Origin of the sequence: Streptomyces sp. TRM64462, from assembly GCF_013362995.1 — a bacterium.
Classification (GTDB): domain Bacteria; phylum Actinomycetota; class Actinomycetes; order Streptomycetales; family Streptomycetaceae; genus Streptomyces.
Genome location: NZ_JABWDV010000020.1, coordinates 1 through 5,645, shown reverse-complemented (window position 1 = coordinate 5,645; position 5,645 = coordinate 1). Strand labels below are relative to the sequence as shown.

General features: G+C 73.9%; 5 protein-coding genes. 2 read left to right on the top strand and 3 right to left on the bottom strand.

Annotated elements, in window-relative coordinates; all coding sequences use genetic code 11:
• Positions 1–205 (top strand): hypothetical protein (locus tag HTZ82_RS32840; RefSeq protein ID WP_175407318.1); only part of this gene is annotated, 205 nt, incomplete at its 5' end.
• A 475-nt stretch (positions 206–680) separates the two neighbouring features.
• Here the strand turns inward: HTZ82_RS32840 and prfB are convergent.
• The 3 genes from prfB to HTZ82_RS00970 all read right to left on the bottom strand — a co-directional run bounded on the left by prfB (position 681) and on the right by HTZ82_RS00970 (position 5,049).
• On the bottom strand, positions 681–1,796 hold the full coding sequence (prfB, locus tag HTZ82_RS00980; RefSeq protein WP_175407317.1) for a peptide chain release factor 2: 1,116 nt from the start codon (positions 1,794–1,796) through the stop codon (positions 681–683).
• A 55-nt stretch (positions 1,797–1,851) separates the two neighbouring features.
• Positions 1,852–3,084, bottom strand: a complete 1,233-nt coding sequence (locus tag HTZ82_RS00975; RefSeq protein ID WP_175407316.1) for a serine/threonine-protein kinase — start codon at positions 3,082–3,084, stop codon at positions 1,852–1,854.
• A 153-nt stretch (positions 3,085–3,237) separates the two neighbouring features.
• Positions 3,238–5,049: a serine/threonine-protein kinase gene (locus HTZ82_RS00970; protein ID WP_175407315.1), complete on the bottom strand. Its 1,812-nt coding sequence runs from the start codon at positions 5,047–5,049 to the stop codon at positions 3,238–3,240.
• A gap of 382 nt (positions 5,050–5,431) precedes the next feature.
• Here HTZ82_RS00970 and HTZ82_RS33015 point away from each other — a divergent pair.
• The coding region (locus HTZ82_RS33015; protein ID WP_375540764.1) for a hypothetical protein at positions 5,432–5,645 on the top strand (214 nt) is incomplete at its 3' end.

Sequence of the window (5,645 nt, the reverse complement as noted above, 5' to 3'; positions counted from 1 at the left end):
CGTCGGCGGGGTCGTCGTCGGCGGCGTCGTCGTCGGCGGGGTCGTCGTCGGCGGGGTCGTCGTGGGCGGCGTCGTCGTGGGCGGCGTCGTGGTCGGCGGGGTCGTCGTGGGCGGCGTCGTCGTCTGGCAGTTGGGGTCCAGCGGGCTGCACGTCGGGTTGTCACGAGTGTCGGCCGACAGGCCGATCTCGATCCCCACCGCCTGAGCGGCACCCGCGGCGGTCAGCGAAGCACCGGCGGCGATCACCGCACCGGCGGCTATCCGCGCGACCCGGACCCGCGTCTTGTTGGTCATAAAGCTGCTACCCCCAGTAGCTGTGTCTGTCAGTGGTGCAGCGCGCGGGGCGAAGGACGCTGGGGGTCGTCTCGTGCCGTCCCCCCGGTCACACGCGCCCCGGACATGCGCATGCCGCGCGTCAGCTTTCCCAGTTTTGGAAAGACCGTCAAGGTCGTTACACACGCGATGTCCGAAATGATGGATCTTGACTGACCTGCGGGGATGCAACTGTGACGAAACCGGGAAGCGGCGCCGGACTCAGGCCGATTTCCTTGTCGACAAAGCGAGGAGAACGGCGGTGCACCGCTTGCGACAGCGAATCGGCGCCGGACCTCGGGATGAGGTCCGGCGCCGATACGACGTGAGGGGGCGCGGGGCGCGGCCGCGCTTACGCGCTGACGCGGCTACGCGTCCTGCTGTTCCTGCTTCTTGCGCCAGCGGATGCCCGCCTCCAGGAAGGCGTCGATCTCGCCGTCGAGCACGGACTGGGGGTTGCCGACCTCGTGCTCCGTGCGCAGGTCCTTGACCATCTGGTACGGGTGCAGGACGTACGAGCGCATCTGGTTGCCCCAGGAGCTGCCGCCGTCGCCCTTCAGGGCGTCCATCTTGGCGCGCTCCTCCTGGCGCTGGCGCTCCAGGAGGCGGGCCTGGAGGACGCGGAGGGCGGACGCCTTGTTCTGGATCTGCGACTTCTCGTTCTGACAGGAGACCACGACGCCGGTCGGGATGTGCGTGATGCGGACCGCGGAGTCCGTGGTGTTGACCGACTGGCCACCGGGGCCCGAGGAGCGGTACACGTCGATGCGGAGGTCGTTCTCCGGGATCTCGATGTGGTCCGTCTGCTCGACGACCGGCAGCACCTCGACACCCGCGAAGGACGTCTGGCGGCGGCCCTGGTTGTCGAACGGCGAGATGCGCACCAGGCGGTGCGTGCCCTGCTCGACGGAGAGCGTGCCGTACGCGTACGGGGCGTGCACGACGAACGTGGTCGACTTGATGCCGGCCTCTTCCGCGTACGACGTCTCGAAGATCTCCGTCTTGTAGTCGTGCCGCTCGGCCCAGCGCAGGTACATGCGCTGGAGGCGCTCCGCGAAGTCGGAGGCGTCGACGCCGCCGGCCTCGGCGCGGATGGTCACGAGGGCCTCGCGCTCGTCGTACTCGCCGGAGAGGAGCGTACGGACCTCCATCTCGTCCAGCGCCTTGCGTACGTCGGCCAGCTCGGCCTCCGCCTCCGCGAGGGTGTCCGGGTCGTCCTCGGCCTCGGCGAGCTCGAAGAGCACACCGAGGTCGTCGATCCGGCTGCGGAGCGACTCCGCCTTGCGGACCTCGGCCTGGAGATGGGACAGCTTGCTGGTGATCTTCTGCGCCGCCTCGGGGTCGTCCCACAGGGACGGTGCGGCCGCCTGCTCCTCGAGCACGGCGATGTCTGCCCTCATCCTGTCGAGGTCCAGGACGGCCTCGATCGACCCCATGGTCGAGGTGAGGGACTTCAGCTCTTCGGATACGTCGACGACTGCCACGGGTCCAGCGTAACGGCTGCCCGCGGAACCCCCGCCCCCCGAGGGGGCGGCACCGTCAGCGGACCGGGGCCGAGCGCGGGGTGTCGGGGGCCGGGGCGTCCGGTGTGTCGGGGGCCGTGACGAGCCAGGTGCCGACGCCCAGCGCCGCCGCCAGGGCCGCGCCGGCGACCGAGACGACCAGGCGGCGGCGCCGTACCGCGGCCTTGTTGCGGGCCGAGCCCGGGCGGCGCTGGCCCGGGGCGCGCGGCGCGCGGGCGGTGCCGAGGGGGCCGCCGGACAGCTCGTCCGGGCCCGGGACGCGCATCGACGTGTGGGTGTCGCGGTTGGAGTCGGGGGACGAGCCGGGTACGAGGGGGACGGCGGCCCTGCGCGGGGCGTCGGGCAGCGTCGGGTACGGGTCGTCCTCGTACGCCTCGGCGTGCGGCTCCGCACCGGGCTCGTCGACGTCGAGCGGCGGTATGTGCGCCACCAGCGGCGCCAGGTCGTGGAGCCGGGCGGCCAGCTCCGACGCGCGCAGCCGGGAGGCGGGGGCCTTCGCCAGGCACTGGACGATGAGCTGCCACAGCTCGTCCGGGATGCCGGGCAGCGGTACGACGGTCTCCGTGACGTGGCGGCGCAGCACCGCGCCCGGGTGGCCGCCGCCGAACGGGGTGAAGCCGGCCAGCAGCTCGTACAGGACCGTGGCCAGGGCGTAGATGTCGACGGCCGCGCGGGGCGGGAGGCCCTCGACGATCTCGGGGGCCAGGTAGTCGGGGGTGCCGATGATGCGGTGCGACGCCTTGGTGCGGGCCGGGGTGTCGATGAGCTTGGCCACGCCGAAGTCGGTGAGGAGCGCCGGGTGGGCGCCGCCCGGGCCGAGCGGGCCCTGCATGTCGAGCAGGATGTTCTCGGGCTTGACGTCCCGGTGGACGACCCCGGCGGCGTGCGCGGCGGCGAGGCCATCGGCGACGTCCGCGGTGATCGCGACGGCCGCGGCCGGGGTGAGCCTGCGCTCCCGGTCGAGGCGGCTGCGCAGGTCCGTGCCGCGTACGAGGTCCATGACGAGGGCCAGGTCGTCACCGTCGACGACCAGGTCCCGTACGGCGACCACGCGCGGGTGGTCGAGGTCCAGGAGGGCGGTGCGCTCCTGGACGAAGCGTCCGACGAGCTCCTGGTCCGATGCCAGGTCCTCACGCAGCAGCTTGATGGCGACGGGGCCCTCGGGACCCTCGCCGAGCCACACCGTTCCGGCGCTGCCCCGCCCCAGGATCTGGTGAGCCGTGTACCGGCTGCCGATTTTCCGTGCCAAGACTGCTCCCTCAGCGGCTGGCGTTCCCGACCAAGTTACGCGGGCGGGGCGGCCGGTATTCACGCCGGAGGGGAAATCACCCCTCCGAGGTCCCCGAGATGTCGACAAATCGGCAAGGTTGCCGACAGTTACCCGCTGTCACGGGGCGGGCTGTTACGGAGTCGTGGTGCCGTCGCCCGATTCGGTACCGCCGCCGCTGCCGCTCAGGTCGGAGATCCAGTCGGACACCGTCGACACCGCGTCGCCGATGGCCTGCCAGTAGCCCTTGCCCTGGGCGACCCAGTCCTGGAGCGGGGTCAGCTCCCAGATGAGCCAGCCGGCGACGACGAACAGCACGATCGTGAACAGACAGCCCTTGAGGCAGCCGAGGCCCGGGATGCGCATGGGGTTGGCGCTGCGCCGGCGCGGTTCGCGCGGCGGGCGGGGCGCGGGCGGCTCCGGGGCCTGGCGCCGCTGGGCCTGCGGCTGCGGCGCGTACTGCTGCCGGGGCGGCTGCTGCTGCGCCTGCGGGGCGGGCGCGTACGGCTGCGGCCGCTGCTGGTGCTGCGGCTGGGGCTGGGGCTGGGGGGCGTACTGCTGGTGCTGCGGCGGCTGCCCGTACTGCTGGTGCTGCTGGTGCTGGGGCCGGTACGGCTGCTGGGGCGGCTGCTGCCGGTGCTGGGCCTCGGGCGGCTGCGGGCGGCGCTGGGGGCGGCGGCGCAGGGGGTCCTCGGCCGGGTCGAGGTACTGGACCTGCGTCTGCTCGTTGCGGTCGCGGGCGGCGCGGAGCTGGGTCTGCCACGGGTGCGGCTCCTCCGGCTGCGGCGGGCCCTGCGGCGCGCCGTCCGGGCGGGGCGGTACGGGAGGCATGACCGCGGTCGGGTCGGCGGCGCCGGGCGGGGTGCCCGGCGGGGTGCCGGGCGGGGTGCCGGGCCCGCTGGTGGGGAGGACGCTGGTCGCGGCGGCCGGATCGTACTGGGCGGCTCCGCCGCCCTGGCCGGTGTTGGGCAGGACCTGCGTGGCGTCGGCGGCGCCCGGGACACCGGGGGCCGGCGCACCGGGTACGGGGGCGGGCGACGGGTCGGGGGCGAGGAGGGCGCCGACGCCCTCGGCGGCCTCGATCTGCGCGGGCGTCGCGTGCACGCCGATGCCGTCGGCGACCGTGCGCAGGCCGCGGGCGAGGTTCTCGGCGCTGGGGCGGTGGTCCGGGTCCTTGCTGAGGCACCGCTCGATGACCGTCCACAGGGGCCCGGGCACGGTGGAGGGGCGGCGCGGCTCCTCGCTCAGGTGCCGGTGCAGCACCTCCAGGGCCGTACCGCCGGCGAACGGGGGACGGCCCGTGACCAGCTCGTACAGCAGGATGCCGGCGCCGTAGACGTCGACGGCGGAGGTCTGCGGGCGGCCCTCGGCGGACTCGGGCGCCACGTAGGCGGGCGTGCCGACGAACTCGTGGGTGCGGGTCAGGCCCGGGGAGTCCGCGAGGCGGGCGATGCCGAAGTCGGTGAGCATCGGGTGCATCTGACCGTCGCGCTCGGCGAGCAGGACGTTCGCGGGCTTCAGGTCGCGGTGGACGACGCCGTCGGCGTGGCTGGCGGCGAGCGCGTCCGCGATCTGGGCGGTGAGGAGGGCGGCGGCGACCGGGGTGAGGGGGCCGTTCTCGCGGATGTAGCGGTGCAGGTCCGGGCCGTCGACGAGGTCCATGACGAGGGCGAGGAGGTCGCCCTCGACCACCAGGTCGCGGGTGCGCACGATGTTCGGGTGCGTGAGGCGGAGGAGGACGGAGCGCTCGCGCAGGAAGCGCATCACGACGTCCGCGTCGTTGGCGAGCTCCTCCTTCAGGACCTTGATCGCGACGGTCTCGCCCGGCTGGCCGGGCACGGCCGCCTCGGCGCCCGCCGTCTCCCGCTGGCGGGCACGCCAGACGGTGCCCGTGGCGCCGCGTCCGAGCGGCTGCTCGAGCAGGTACTTACTGCCGACTGGCCGCACGTCATGCGCTCCCTGCGGTCGTGGTCCGGAGTTTTGCGTTCGACCCACTCTAGTGCCGTTCCGCTCTGTTCGAACGGTCCGGCCAGGTGGTCCGGCCCGGTCCCGCCGGGGACCGGGAGGGGGGTCGCCCCTGGTCCCGTGCGGCACTGCCGAGGGCCGGTACGGGGACAGACGCGAGGGCCGGTACGGGGACAGACGTATGTCCGGCATGCCCGGTTGCCCCGCGTTCGGATGATCCTTCCGGGGCGGGCGAGCAGGGGTTTCCCCCGGCGGACCCCCGGATTCATGATCATTTCTTGCCGAGACGCGGGCGAACGGGCCCTGGCAGGTGGGAGGATGCATCCTGCACGGCGCGGCGCGGGGTCGGGAGTCCCGTCCGTCTGTGCCGACCTGTACCGGACGACGCGTCCGTGCGCGGGTGGGGGGAACGTCGTGGGCCGGGGCCCCGGGTCCCCCCGCTGCCGGGCGCGCCGCGCAGAAGGGACCGCTGACGGCAATGCAGATCCGGCTGACCGTCCTCGCGTCGCCGCCCGGCGGGCAGACCGCGCGGCGCGCCTGCGACGTGCTCGTCACCGCCCCCGCGGGGACCGCGCTGG